Source organism: Sphingomonas sp. GW821-FHT12D09, assembly GCF_058807215.1.
The window spans coordinates 582,064-594,833 of sequence record NZ_JBXAQL010000002.1 but is presented as its reverse complement, the minus strand read 5'-3'; the positions used below and the strand labels follow the sequence as shown (position 1 = coordinate 594,833).

Genomic DNA, 12,770 nt, shown 5'->3' with positions numbered 1-12,770 from the left:
CGTCAGGCCGGGATCGGCGCAGGATCCGCCACAGGGGTGTCCGCGGTGGGCGGCACAATGCGCGGCGCGTCGAGCGGCACCATCGACCAGCCATCAAAAGCGAAAGCCTGCGGCGCGGCTTCGATTCCCTCTTCTCGCACCGGTCTCTCCGACTCATTTCTGCGTTGGCGGCCAGCAATAGCCGATTTATCAAGCATTTGGAAATCGGGCCGCCCCGTTCGGGCCGGTATCCACCGCTAAACATAAACTAGATCGCGTGGGGCCCGCCGGCTTCCTAAATCGCCCACCATGCTGCATTCCGGGAACATGACGGAGAAACAGGCGACCGGCGCGACCACGGGCCTTACCCATGCGCGCCTGACGCATCTCCAGCGGCTAGAGGCCGAAAGTATCCACATCCTGCGCGAAGTCGTCGCCGAGGCCGAGAGCCCGGTGATGCTCTATTCGATCGGCAAGGACAGCGCGGTGATGCTGCACCTGGCGCGCAAGGCCTTCTACCCGGCGCCCCCGCCCTTCCCGCTCCTCCATGTCGACACGACCTGGAAGTTCCGCGCGATGTACGACCTGCGCGACAAGGCGGCACGCGATGCCGGGATGGCGCTGCTCGTCCACAAGAACCCCGAGGCCGAGGCGCTGGGGATCAACCCGTTCGACCATGGCGGCCGCCACACCGACATGTGGAAGACCGAGGGGCTCAAGCAGGCGCTCGACAAATATGGCTTCGACGCGGCGTTCGGCGGCGCGCGGCGCGACGAGGAGAAGAGCCGGGCCAAGGAACGTGTTTTCAGCTTCCGCACCGCCTCTCACCGCTGGGACCCCAAGAACCAGCGGCCCGAGCTGTGGCACCTCTACAATGCCCGCAAGGAGAAGGGCGAGAGCATCCGCGTCTTCCCGCTCTCCAACTGGACCGAGCTCGACATCTGGCAGTACATCCTCGCCGAGGGGATCGAGATCGTGCCGCTCTATTTCGCCGCGTCCCGGCCGACGGTGGAGCGCGACGGGCTGCTGCTGATGGTCGATGACGAGCGCTTCCGGCTGCGCGAGGGCGAAGTGCCCGTGGAGCGCTCGGTGCGCTTCCGCACGCTCGGCTGCTACCCGCTGACCGGCGCGGTGGAGAGCGAGGCGGATACGCTGGAGGCCGTGATCCAGGAGATGCTGCTGACCACCACCAGCGAGCGCCAGGGCCGCGCGATCGATCATGACCAGGCGGCGAGCATGGAGAAGAAGAAGCAGGAGGGGTATTTCTGATGTCAGCCACTTCGACTTCTTCTCCCTCTCCCCTCCGGGGAGAGGGTCGGGGAGAGGGGCAGTGGACAAACGCCACCGTCTCGCAATTCCCCTCTCCCAACCCTCTCCCCGAAGGGGAGTGGGCTTTTGATGCTCGGATGCCCGCATGACCTCCTATCGCCCCGACGCCCTCATCGCGTCCGACATCTCCGCCTATCTCCAGCTGCATCAGAACAAGTCGCTGCTGCGCTTCATCACTTGCGGCAGCGTGGACGACGGCAAGTCCACGCTGATCGGGCGGCTGCTCTACGATTCGAAGATGATCTTCGAGGACCAGCTCGCGTCGCTCGAAGCTGACTCGAAGCGCGTGGGCACCCAGGGCGGCGAGATCGACTTCGCGCTGTTGGTCGACGGGCTCGCCGCCGAACGCGAACAGGGCATCACGATCGACGTCGCCTACCGGTTCTTCGCAACCGAGAAGCGCAAGTTCATCGTCGCCGACACCCCTGGCCACGAACAATATACCCGCAATATGGTGACCGGCGCCTCGACTGCCGACCTCGCAGTAATCCTAATCGATGCACGCAAGGGCGTGCTGACCCAGACGCGGCGGCACTCCTACCTCTGCCACCTGCTCGGCATCCGCCACATCGTGCTGGCGGTGAACAAGATGGACCTGATCGGCTACGACCAAGCCGCATACGACGCGATCGTCGAAGACTATCGCACCTTCGCCGCGAGCATCGGCATCACCGAATTCACCCCGATCCCGATCTCCGGCTTCAAGGGCGACAACATCACCGGCATGAGCGAGAACACGCTCTGGTACACCGGCCTCTCGCTGCTCGAGCATCTGGAGCGGGTCGAGATCGATGCGGACGCCGATGCCGCGCGTGCTTTCCGTATGCCGGTGCAATGGGTGAATCGTCCCAACCTCGATTTCCGCGGATTCGCGGGGATGGTCGCGGCGGGCAGCGTGAAGCCTGGCGACAGGGTGCGCATCCTCCCTTCCGGCCAGACGACGACGATATCGCGGATCGTCGCGTTCGGCGGCGACAAGGATCAGGCTGTGGCCGGCGAGAGCGTGACGCTTACCCTGGCCGACGAAGTCGATTGCTCGCGCGGCGACGTGATCGCCTCTGCCGACGCGCCCTCCCAAGTCGCCGACCAGTTCCAGGCGACGATCGTCTGGATGGACCAGGCCGAGATGCTGCCGGGGCGCGCCTATTGGCTCAAGCTCGGCACCCAGACGGTGAGCGCTACCGTCCAGCCGCCGCGCCACGCCGTGTGCATCAACACCATGGCCGAACTCAGCGTGAAAACCCTGGGGCTGAACGATATCGGCGTGGCGGAGGTCTATACCGATCGCGGCGTGGTGTTCGAGCCCTACGCCGAGAGCAAGGACCTCGGCGGGTTCATCCTGATCGACAAGGCGACCAACGCCACCGTCGCCGCCGGCATGCTCAATTTCGCGTTGCGCCGCGCGCAGAACGTGCATTGGCAGGCGGTGGAGATCAACCGCGAGGCGCATGCCCGGCAGAAGCACCAGGCCCCGCGCCTATTGTGGTTCACCGGCCTTTCCGGCTCGGGCAAGTCGACCATCGCCAATCTGGTCGAGAAGAAGCTCCACGCGATGGGCAAGCACAGCTTCCTGCTCGACGGAGACAATGTCCGCCACGGGCTCAACAAGGATCTGGGCTTCACCGACGCCGACCGGATCGAGAATATCCGCCGCGTCGGCGAAGTCGCCAAGCTGATGACCGATGCCGGGCTGATCGTGCTTACCGCCTTCATCTCGCCTTTCCGGGCGGAGCGCGAGCTGGTGCGCCGGATGCTGCCCGAGGGCGAGTTCTTCGAGATCTTCATCGACACGCCCCTGGAAATGGCGGAATCGCGCGACGTGAAAGGGCTCTACAAGAAAGCCCGCGCAGGCGAGATCGCCCATTTCACCGGCATCTCCAGCCCCTATGAAGCGCCGGAGACCCCGGAGATCCGCGTCGATACCCGCAGGGAATCCCCCGAAGAAGCCGCCGAGCGGATCGTCGAGACGATCATGGGCACCTGGAGTCCGGTGATTTGACCCCAAGCCTCCTCGAAGATGCGGAGCTGGCACGGGCGATCGCCGAGGAAGCCGGAGCATTGCTGCTGCGTATCCAGGGCGAGTGCGCGGGCGGCGACCGTGGCGACCAGGAGGCCAATGCGCTGATCCTCGAACGGCTCCGGGCGGCGCGGCCAGGCGACGCGGTCCTGTCGGAGGAGTCCGCGGACGACCCGGGGCGGCTGGCAGCGCAGCGGGTGTGGATCGTCGATCCGCTCGACGGCACTCGCGAATTCGGCGAGCGGCGCGAGGATTGGGCCGTGCATGTCGCGCTCGCCATCGACGGCGCCGCAGCGGTCGGCGCAGTCGCCCTGCCCCGACTCGGCTGCACGCTTTCCAGTGATCGCCCGCCGGCACTCCCCGAAGCCGAATTGCCACCGCGCATGCTGGTCAGTCGCACCCGCCCCAGCAAGCTGTGCGAAGGCGTGGGCGAACGGATCGGCGCGGTGCATATCGGCATGGGATCGGCCGGCGCCAAGGCAATGGCGGTGGTGCGCGGCCAGGCCGAGATCTACCTCCATTCGGGCGGCCAGCACCAATGGGACAATTGCGCGCCGGTCGCGGTGGCGCTCGCGGCAGGGCTGCACGCGTCGCGGATAGACGGATCGCCGATCGTCTATAACCAGGCGAGCACCGCCATCCCCGACCTGCTGATCTGCCGCAAGGAATGGGCGCCGATCGTGCTCGAAGCGGTGAAGGATTGCGGACTGGGATGAACCCCGGCCTAAGGCGGCTGGGCCGCTGACAGCGCTAAGGCTGGGGTGCGAGCTGCGGATTTTCCGCCTTCTTGGCCGCGCCCTTGATCGCCTTGGTCAGATCGATGTTCGGAGTGCCATTACGGTCGAGGCGATTATCGATCCGATTGTCGATCCGGTTCGAAATCCGGGTGTCGATCCGCGCAGCCGGCAGCGCGTTGGCTGCCAATTCCGCGCGCTCTCCCGCCTTGCCTACGGCCGAGCTGGCGATCTGGCCCGCCCCACTCTGCCGCGTATCCTGAGCATGGGCAGGCAGCGCCAGCAGCAGAGCACCAGTCCGCAAAATCGCTACCGATCGCAGCAAATTGGAGGACAGGTGCGATAAGACTACTGGCGCCGGCAACCTACGAATCCTGACCCATTTGCTGGCTCCGCTTGGCTTCGGCGCGTGCATCTTGGCCATAGCCATAGCCATATTCATAGCCGTAGCCATAGTGGGCGCGCTTCGCATCGAACTTGGTCAGCACCGCGCCGAAAATGCGTGCATTGGCGTTCCGCAGGCGGCCAAGCGCCGTCCGTACGATCGTCGCGCGAATGCCGTGGGACTCCACCGCATAGACGACACCCTCGACACGGCTGGCGATCAGCGGCGCATCGGCGAGGCCCATTACCGGCGGTGAATCGATGACGACATGGTCGAAGCGTTCGAGCAGTCGTTCGATCAGAAGCGACAACCGGTTGCCGGTCAGGAGCTCTGCAGCGTTGGGCGGGAGCGGGCCCGCCGTCATCGCGCTGAAGCCGAAGTTTCGCATCGTGAAGATCAGGCCATCGACCTCATCATTGCCGGCGAGAAAGTTGCTCAGGCCCACGTCGTGGCTAACGCCGCCGAGGAGGTGCACCGACGGCGAGCGCATATCGCCATCGACTAGGATGACCTTGCGCTGCGCCCGTGCGAGCACCGTCGCAAGCGCCAGCGACGTAGTCGACTTTCCTTCTGCCGGCCGGGTCGATGTGACGGCGAGAGACCGCGGCATGCCGTGATCGGTGACGAAGGCGAGGTTAGTCTGCACCGCGATATAGGCTTCGACCAGCTCGGACTTGCGATCCGTGAGCGCAACTTCGGGGCCGACGTCCTGAACCTTGGGAACGGCACCGAGCAGAGAGAGGCCCAGCTGGCGCTGGACATCTTCCGGATCGTCGATCGCTTCGTCGATCTGCTCGAGCAGGAATGCGAGGGCCACGCCGAGCGCGATGCCGGCCAGCAACGCCGCGACGAGATTGACGAGCGTCCTCGGGCTCGACGGCCGTTGGGGCACATCCGCCGGATCGACGACCGAGATGTTGTTGATGCCGACGCCGCCGGCAACGCCGATTTCCTTGAACCGCTGCAGCAGCGCGTCATAAAGAGCGCGATTGGTATCCACTTCCTGCTGGAAGATATTATACTGGATGCTGCGGTTGCGCAGATCCAGATAATCGGACTTCAGCTGTTCGACGCGCTGCTCCAGCTGCGTCTCGCGCGAGACCGCCTGGCGATAATCGGCCTCGGCCGAGCCGGTCACGCGCCGCTCTTCGCGGGCGATGCTGCCGTCGATCGTGTCGATCTGCGACTTGAGCGCACGTGCCGCCGGATATTCCGGCTCGAACTGGATCAGCATCTGCTGATACTGCGCGGAAAGTTCCGCACGGCGCTGGCGGAGCGAATTGATCGCCAGGTTGTTGAGCGCCTGCGTCGAGGAGCCATCGTGGCCGAACTGGCGATAGCGGGCTTCCGCCTCGATCCGGTCGGCAGTGGCCTTGGCCATCGCATTGTTCAGCGTGGCAAGGTTGTCCGCAACGACCGAATGCTCAGAAGAGGAACCCTCTCCGCTCGATTGCGCAGGCAGATTGATGATCCGCTCGCTGGACGCGTAGGTGACTAGCTGGCGCTGCGATTGATCGAGGCGCGCCTTGGCCTGGCCGAGTTGCTGCTGCAGCAGGTTGCGGCCATAGGAGGTCGCCTGAACCTTGCGCTCGAGGTTCGTCTGAATGAAGCTTTCCGCCCAGGCATTGGCGACGCGCGCCGAGAAAGCCGGGTCCGGGCTGGTGAAGCTGATGTCGACAAGGCGCGATAGGCGCGCAGGGTCGAGGCCCAGATTGTCGCGCAGCAGCTTTCCGGCGACACGCAGGCGAACGCCGCGGCCGCTGGCGTTGTAGCGGCCATTCACGCGCTCGAACCCGGGAACATCCTCCCGAACGCGGAACATCGCGAAGAACTTGGCATCCTCGACTAGATTGAGCTGGGTAGCGACCCGCTCGGAAAGCGATCGCGACTGCAGCAGGCCGTACTGGGTCTGGTAGAACTCCTGATCCGCGATGCTGGTTTCGCGCTCCACGCCTTGGAAGTTGGTGACGCGATCCGATTCACGCGAAATCTCGATGACCGACGTCGCTGTGTATTTGGGCGTCATCAGCAACGTGACCACCACGCCGAGCGCAAGACAACCAATTACAATTGCAGCGATAATCCAGCGCCGACGAAAAATGATCCGAATATAGTCGCGAATGCGCGAACTCGAATCACCTTCACCCTGGGCCCGGTCCATTTCCGTGGGGCCTTTGGGCACAACATCCATGTGCAGGTTCGAAGAAACCAGATTCATGCTTTTACGAAGCCTTACTGCAAGATCGCGATCAGAGGTGCCGCAACGAGAGGCGAGAGCGACACGAAGTCGCGGAAGAGGCGGCGTTGCGGCGAGTCACCGACGACCACGACATCGTTCGCATAGACGGCCGGATCGGCGTACGCGCCCCGACGGATCGCGGAGATGTTGTAGAGGCCGGCCAAATGGCGGCCATCGACGGTCCGCAGGATGACCACGTCGTCCTCACGCGCATATTCGGTCAGGCCCTTGGCCGACGCGATCACCCGCATCAGCGTCATCTGGTTGGTGACGGGATAGAGGCCCGGCTCGACGACCTGGCCGTCGATCGTGACCACCTGGCTGACCGAACTCTTGATATTCACCAGCACCTGCGGATCGCGCACATAGTTCGCCCGCAACGACTTCTCGATCGCGCTCGACAATTCCTCGGCGGTCCTGCCCCGCGCATCCATCGTGCCGACGAGCGGCATCGCAATGCGACCGCTCGCATCCACCTGGATTTCGCGGTTGAGCGTCGGCACGTTGAAGACTTCCACCTCGATCGTGTCGAGCGGGCCGATCAGCGCCGGTCGGTCGCTGGCGATCAGATCGGTACGATTTGGCGCCGGCAGAGCGCTGGCATCGGGCACAACGGTAAGATTTGCAGTAGATTGAATCGGCACATGTCGCGCACACCCGGCGACCACGACCGCAAGGCAAAGGGCGACTAATATCTTCCGCATGTGTAAGGAAACTCGCCGTGGGTGGATTGAGCGGTGTCTATAGACGCTGGTATCGCGTTGGTAAAGCTGGCCGCAGGCTTGTCGCTCCGTATTCGCAACAATGTGCGATTGCGCCACAACCCACCGTCAAGCCATTGGTTTAAATTCCTTATCGCATTACACCTCAGCCAATTTTTGATCGATAAGCGACCGCATCTCGCGCTTGAAGCGAGCAAGGTCGAATTGCTCCGCATGCCGGCGCATCGCAGCTTTGTCGAACACCATCTGCGGGTCTTCGGCGGCCTGCACCGACGCGATCAGAGCATCCTCGTCCTGCTGGTCGAACAGAATGCCGGTGACCCCGTCGATTACCGTATCGAGAATGCCCCCGCGGCCATAGGCGATCACCGGCGCGCCGCACGCCATTGCCTCTACAGGCACGATTCCGAAATCTTCGACGCCCGGGAATATCAGCCCTTTGCAGCGCTCGAGATGGTCCTTTACGATGTCGAACGGTTGCCGCCCGAGCAGCGTGATGTTCGGGCCGGCAATCCGCTCCAGCTTGGGCAGCAGCTCGCCCTCGCCGATCACGACCAGCGGCAAGCCGAGCCGGTTAAACGCCTGCACCGCCAGATCGGCACGCTTGTACCGAACCAGCTGGCCCAGACACAGATAGAAGTCACCGCGCGCGCGACCATTGTTGAAGGCATCGACATTAACCGGCGGCCAGACGACCTCCGCCTCGCGGCGGTAGAACTTCCGTATCCGGCCGGCGATGAACCGCGAATTGGCCACGAAATGGTCCACCCGATTGGCGGCACTCTGGTCCCAGACGCGGAGCCAATGCGCGATCGGCGGGAATAGCTTCCGGACCAAGAGGCCGGATTCCCGCAGGTACGGCTGATACAGGTCCCAGATGTAGCGCATCGGCGAGTGGCAGTAGCAGATGTGCAGCGCATCCGAGCGCGTGAGCACGCCCTTCGCCGGGCCCGCCTCGCTGCTCAGCACTAGGTCGTAATCGGTGAAGTCCCACTGCTCCAGCGCCAATGGCATGAGGGGGAGATAGTTCTTGTAGTATTTCCTGGCGCCGGGAAGCCTGGAAATGAACGAGGTGAATATCCGCCCCTTGAACTTGGGGCCTAGGGTCTCGCGGATCAGCTTCTCGTCGCCAACATGCAGAAACAGATCGGCGTCCGGATAGAGATCCACCAACGCCGAGACGACGGCTTCGCCGCCCCGATTGCTCAACCACCAATAGTGGACGATCGCGATTTTCACCGTGCCGACGCCTTCATGATGACTTCCAAGGTAGCCTCGGCGCAACGCTGCCAGCTGTAGCGTTCGGCCTGATCATAGCCCAGTGCGCGCAACGCAGCGCAGCGATCAGGATCATCGATCAGTTGCTCGATCGCCGCGACGATGCTCTCCACATCCTCGGCGTCGCAATATTGCGCAGCGTCCCCGCAACGCTCCTCGAGGGACGGGATGCGACTGGAGATGACCGGGCATCCGCAAGCCATTGCTTCGATCGGCGGCAGCGGCGAGGCTTCGTAGAAGGAGGGGAAAAGAAAGCACCAGGCTGAGCGATATGCAGCGAGGAGCCGATCCCAATCATTCACCTGGCCGAGGAATTCGATGCGCTCGCGCGCCGCATCCGGAATTTCGGTCAGGGTCGCATTGAGGCCGGCGGGCACCCCACCAGCGAACACGAAACGCACCTCGCGACGGCTGGCGATCGCGATCGCCGCTGCTAATATGCCGGGGAAATTCTTACGTTTGCTCAGCGAACCTACGTACAGAACGGTGGGAAGCGCCGCGGGCGCTGGCTGCTGCGCTTCGATCCCCACCGGCAAGCCACCATTCTGGATCGCCACCAGCCGCGGCTCGGCAAAGGGATAGTGCGCCAGGATCGAGCGGCGCTCGGACTGGGATACGGTGATCACCCGGGCGGCACGGCGGAGGATCGCCGGGATCAGGACATTGTAGAGCAGCCGGAACGCCCGGCTATATGCCGTCGGGAAGTAAAGATAGGACAGGTCATGTACCGTCACCACGACCTTGGCGCCACCGAGCAGCGAGGCGAGCGGAGCGGTGTTTCCCGGGCAGAACAGCACGGCGCCCTTCACGTGCCGAGGCAGTATGAATTGCTCCCAATAATGCCCTCCCCGCCTCCCGACGGTCTCATGGCGGATATGCTGCAGCGCCAGCACTTCGTCGGCGGGAAGCGGCGGCGTGAGCAGGCGCACCCGCAGCTCGGGCCGGCTTGCCAATGCGGCGTCGAACGCGACGAGCAACTCACGCCCATAGCGCTGCACGCCCGTGACGGGCTGCGACAGGAAGCGGCCGTTGATGATGAGTTCGGTAGTGATCTCTGCCTCCCGAAAAGCGTCCTGTTACGATCAGGATCCGTTGCGGATCGAAAAGACGCTCTCGCCATCGAACAGGAAATCGCGATCCCGACCGGCAATCGCGGTGAGAAAGTTCGCGCTGCTCGCCTCTCCGGGCAACATCCAGTCGTGAAGCTCGACGACGAGCATGTCGCAGGCATCGATCCAGTCGATATCGGACTGGAAAAGATCGCGCTCAAACCCTTCGATGTCGACCTTGACGATGAACAGCACGTCCTCGGGATATTTCTTCCGGATCGTATTGATGGTCTCGATCGGGATGCCGCTGGTCGCATCGGTGCGCGTCACGCGAAAGGCATTCGCATCCGCGCCCTCGTCATCGATGACGATGAAACCGGGCTTCGAGCCGATCGCCGCGCGAATGACTTCGATATTGGCATAGCCCGCGCAATTGGCGCGAGCCTGATCGACATTCGCCTTGTCAGGCTCGATGGCGACGATCCGAGCCGCCGGATATTCCCGCGCGAAATACTGCGGCGACATCCCGATGTTCGCACCGCAATCGATGATCAGCGGGGTCTTTCCCGCGGCAATGGCACGCGCGTACACGCCGCCCAACTGCTCGCGCCTGCCGATCTTCGCGAAATTATACTCGTTGTTCGTGAAGATCTGATTCACGGTAACCGAGTCGATGAAGCCACGCGACTTGACCGTGAACCACGCCTTCCGCCGGCGGTCGAACAGGCGGATATTGCCCTTGTAGTTCGGCGAGAAGCGCAAATAGTCATAGTTTCGGAACAGCAGGTTCCGAGACATGTGGTAGAACAGCCTGGCGATTTGTTTCATTTCTATCCCCTAAGAGACCGGCCAGGCACGCTTGCCGATGACTTCCTCCACAACGGCGCGCAGGCTGCGGGCCGATTGCAGGGTTGTCCAAAGCTCGATGATGGCACGGGACGCAACGCCCATGGCGCCAAAATCCATTTCTAAAAGACGCGAGAGGCGATCGGCAAGCGCAGTCGCGTCTCCGCTTGGAAAAGCGAAGCCGTTGCGCCCTTCGTCAATCAGGTCGAGCGCTGCGCCACAGGCGTCGCTGACCACGACGGGCAGGCTGGCGGCCATCGCTTCGTTGACCACGAGACCCCAGGGGTCGTCGGAAGATGCGAGCACCATCGCATCCGATGCAAAATAATAGCGGGCCAGCATCTCGCGCTGCTGGAAGCCCGCGAAATGGGCTGGCACCCCGGCCCGCGCCGCACGTTCCCGCAACGCATCTTCCAGCGGCCCAGTGCCGACGATCAGCAGCAGCGGACGCCGTGCCTCGGGCAGCATCGCGATGGCGTCGATCGTCAGGTCGATGCGCTTTCGCTCGATCAGATAGCCACAGCTCATCACCACCGGCCTGCCGGTCGGTATTCCCAATGCCCGGCGACGTCCGTCCTTGGGCAGCGAACCAACCGCTTCCCGCGCCCGCTGGATCGGCGCATCGAGATGGCTGAGGAACTGGTTGTGCACTGGCACCGTCGCCGGGATCCCGATCCGCTCGCGCAGGAAGCGCTCGCCCACCTTGCCATTGGCGTAAAACCCGTTGGCGAGCAGCGCCGTAAGTCGCTTGAGCATCAGCACCGGCCAGGGATCAGTCTTGAACCGTGCCGGGCTGAACCCGTCGAACAACAGGATCACCGGCTTGCCCGCCGTCCGGGCGAACAAGGCCGCGATGAGATAGCTCAGCTGTTCGAAACCGCCGATCATGATCACATCGTGCGACCGCATCATGCGCCAGAGGCCGCGATTGAGCTTCCCGTATTTGGGTATGCTCGTCACGATCGGCAGCCGCTCCTCGCGTACGCCCTCGCCGATGGGCTCGGTGGCCCAACCGCGCCCCTGGTCATCGGCGTCCGTATAGAAGATCGAGAGCGCCAAGTCCGGATTATGCGCCGCCCAGCTCCGAACCATCTCTGCGCGATAGGGAGACGGGATGTTGGTCAGATAGGCGAGCCGGACGCGCTGGGTCACGCGAGTGAGACCGGTGCCGTCGCCTGCCCCTGGCGCAAATGCTCTGCCCGGTTCGCCGCTTCGACCAGAGCGGCGACACGCCCACTGTCGATCGCGTCGCAATGCTTCTGATACACCTTTTCCCAATTGAGTCGCACTTGGCGCTCCATACGCTTGCTGTTGAACGCACGCATGCCGCCCAGCCCGATGTCGCGCTGGAAGTCCACCGCATACACGCCGACTTGATATCCGCTCTCCCAGGCCCGGATACCATTGTCGATATCATCGCACAGGAACGGCGCGAAGCCGAGGTCGAAGCCCCCCATGGCCAGGAACGCCTCGCGGCGAATGAACACCGGGGCTCGCACCACCGACATCGTGAAATAGAAATCGGGCACGCCTGAGGGAGTCGAATCCGCCGGCAGCATCGCGCTTCGATGGGCGAACAGGCCCTTTACGCTCTCGACGCCGTCCTCGATCTCCAGCACCATCTTCTCGGCGACCGGCTCGTCGGAACGCGGCAGCACCTCGACGGTACGGAAGCCGCCCAGTATCGCGAGCCGAGGATGCTGCTCGAACAGCTCCAGCGCGCGCTCGACCCAGCGGCCATCGGCGGGAAGCTTGTCGTCGTCCTGCAGCAGGCAGACGAACTCCGCGTGTGTGTAGCGCAGCGCCCGATCATAGGTGATCACTTCGAACAGGTCGTTCGAGCGCAACAGGAAATGGTTGGGATCGGTCAGCCGCCGAGCCCAGTCGCCGCTCGAACCGTCGACGGAGCCATCATCCATGACAATCAGCTCGTCGAACCCGGCAGCGCGCATTCCGCGCCACAACATCGCGATGTTGCCACGCTTGTTGAAGAACTGGAGGACGCCGGCAACGCGCGGCGCCAGATTATACGCTTGCCCCGCGCGGCGCTTCTTCTGGCGCGTCAGTCGACCGGAAATGATGATGCGGCCGGGTGCCGCTGCGATATGCGAGAGCAGGCGATACCAGCTACGCGGTTTCAGGGCGTGCCCAGCATATTTCGCGATTTTGCTCAACCGATAGCCCCCACTGGT

The 12,770-nt window shown here is 63.5% G+C and carries 12 protein-coding genes; 3 read left to right on the top strand and 9 right to left on the bottom strand.

Annotated features, from left to right (window positions below; genetic code table 11):
* Window positions 1-2 precede the first annotated feature (2 nt).
* The gene (locus AC1RPL_RS12835; protein ID WP_493069683.1) at window positions 3-197 is read right to left on the bottom strand and encodes a hypothetical protein; all 195 of its coding nucleotides are present in this window, start codon (window positions 195-197) and stop codon (window positions 3-5) included.
* A 109-nt stretch (window positions 198-306) separates the two neighbouring features.
* On the opposite strand from AC1RPL_RS12835, the gene cysD reads away from it, so the two are divergent.
* From cysD to AC1RPL_RS12820, 3 genes are all read left to right on the top strand, one after another.
* On the top strand, window positions 307-1,248 hold the full coding sequence (gene cysD, locus AC1RPL_RS12830) for a sulfate adenylyltransferase subunit CysD (RefSeq protein ID WP_493069849.1): 942 nt from the start codon (window positions 307-309) through the stop codon (window positions 1,246-1,248).
* Between the two features lie 145 nt (window positions 1,249-1,393).
* Window positions 1,394-3,307 (top strand): sulfate adenylyltransferase subunit CysN, encoded by a 1,914-nt coding sequence (cysN, locus tag AC1RPL_RS12825; protein WP_493069682.1) that lies wholly within the window; start codon window positions 1,394-1,396, stop codon window positions 3,305-3,307.
* Window positions 3,304-4,041 (top strand): 3'(2'),5'-bisphosphate nucleotidase CysQ, encoded by a 738-nt coding sequence (locus AC1RPL_RS12820; protein ID WP_493069681.1) that lies wholly within the window; start codon window positions 3,304-3,306, stop codon window positions 4,039-4,041. Before cysN ends, AC1RPL_RS12820 begins: the two co-directional genes overlap by 4 nt.
* A gap of 34 nt (window positions 4,042-4,075) precedes the next feature.
* On the opposite strand, the gene AC1RPL_RS12815 is transcribed toward AC1RPL_RS12820, so the two are convergent.
* The 8 genes from AC1RPL_RS12815 to AC1RPL_RS12780 form a co-directional block, all read right to left on the bottom strand.
* Entirely contained in the window at window positions 4,076-4,363 is a 288-nt protein-coding gene (locus tag AC1RPL_RS12815; protein WP_493069680.1) for a hypothetical protein, read from the bottom strand.
* Window positions 4,364-4,424: 61 nt separating this feature from the next.
* Window positions 4,425-6,605, bottom strand: a complete 2,181-nt coding sequence (locus AC1RPL_RS12810; RefSeq protein WP_493069679.1) for a GumC family protein — start codon at window positions 6,603-6,605, stop codon at window positions 4,425-4,427.
* Window positions 6,606-6,676: 71 nt separating this feature from the next.
* On the bottom strand, window positions 6,677-7,294 hold the full coding sequence (locus AC1RPL_RS12805) for a polysaccharide biosynthesis/export family protein (RefSeq protein ID WP_493069678.1): 618 nt from the start codon (window positions 7,292-7,294) through the stop codon (window positions 6,677-6,679).
* A gap of 249 nt (window positions 7,295-7,543) precedes the next feature.
* A complete protein-coding gene (locus AC1RPL_RS12800) occupies window positions 7,544-8,644 on the bottom strand; it encodes a glycosyltransferase (protein ID WP_493069677.1) in 1,101 nt (366 codons plus the stop codon).
* The gene (locus AC1RPL_RS12795) at window positions 8,641-9,681 is read right to left on the bottom strand and encodes a glycosyltransferase family 4 protein (RefSeq protein ID WP_493069676.1); all 1,041 of its coding nucleotides are present in this window, start codon (window positions 9,679-9,681) and stop codon (window positions 8,641-8,643) included. The genes AC1RPL_RS12800 and AC1RPL_RS12795 overlap by 4 nt, the downstream gene beginning before the upstream one ends.
* Window positions 9,682-9,765: 84 nt before the next feature.
* The gene (locus tag AC1RPL_RS12790; protein WP_493069675.1) at window positions 9,766-10,560 is read right to left on the bottom strand and encodes an FkbM family methyltransferase; all 795 of its coding nucleotides are present in this window, start codon (window positions 10,558-10,560) and stop codon (window positions 9,766-9,768) included.
* 9 nt (window positions 10,561-10,569) lie between these two features.
* A complete protein-coding gene (locus AC1RPL_RS12785) occupies window positions 10,570-11,730 on the bottom strand; it encodes a glycosyltransferase family 4 protein (RefSeq protein ID WP_493069674.1) in 1,161 nt (386 codons plus the stop codon).
* Window positions 11,727-12,752 (bottom strand): glycosyltransferase family A protein, encoded by a 1,026-nt coding sequence (locus AC1RPL_RS12780; RefSeq protein WP_493069673.1) that lies wholly within the window; start codon window positions 12,750-12,752, stop codon window positions 11,727-11,729. Before AC1RPL_RS12780 ends, AC1RPL_RS12785 begins: the two co-directional genes overlap by 4 nt.
* Window positions 12,753-12,770 lie beyond the last annotated feature (18 nt).

Bases quoted from the DNA above. Each gene is read 5' to 3' on its own strand.
- cysD (WP_493069849.1), top strand. From the start codon at position 307: ATGACGGAGAAACAGGCGACCGGCGCGACCACGGGCCTTACCCATGCG.
- AC1RPL_RS12835 (WP_493069683.1), bottom strand. From the start codon at position 197: ATGCTTGATAAATCGGCTATTGCTGGCCGCCAACGCAGAAATGAGTCG.
- AC1RPL_RS12810 (WP_493069679.1), bottom strand. From the start codon at position 6,605: ATGGACCGGGCCCAGGGTGAAGGTGATTCGAGTTCGCGCATTCGCGAC.
- AC1RPL_RS12790 (WP_493069675.1), bottom strand. From the start codon at position 10,560: ATGAAACAAATCGCCAGGCTGTTCTACCACATGTCTCGGAACCTGCTG.
- cysN (WP_493069682.1), top strand. From the start codon at position 1,394: ATGACCTCCTATCGCCCCGACGCCCTCATCGCGTCCGACATCTCCGCC.